This window comes from Streptomyces sp. NPDC058964 (assembly GCF_042741275.1).
Lineage (GTDB): Bacteria > Actinomycetota > Actinomycetes > Streptomycetales > Streptomycetaceae > Streptomyces.
Genome location: NZ_JBHYKH010000940.1, coordinates 1 through 313 on the forward strand (window position 1 = coordinate 1; position 313 = coordinate 313).

At 67.7% G+C, this 313-nt stretch carries 1 pseudogene; it reads left to right on the forward strand.

The features are described 5' to 3' along the window. A pseudogene (locus ACFW2E_RS46580) lies at nucleotides 1-313 on the forward strand (S1 family peptidase); the annotation flags it as partial.

Sequence of the window (313 nt, forward strand, 5' to 3'; positions counted from 1 at the left end):
CAGCGCGGGCGGTCCCCGCGCCGACCTGGGGGTGGAGTTGAAGGCGGGCCACGGACCCGTATTCACGGACGTGGCGGTCAACGGCCTGAAGAAGCAGACCCAGGTCGTCGCGAAGAACACCACCTGGACCTACGCCAGCCAGCTCACCACCGGGTCCTTCACCGACAAGAACACCGATGACCTGCTGGTGCGCTGGATCGACGGCGAGACCACCATCTACCCGGGCATGACGAGCAAGCTGCCCGGCGAGATCAAGATCCGTCCCGCCAAGTCCCCCTGGGCGGACGCGACCGTGGTCACCGCAGGTGCCCTC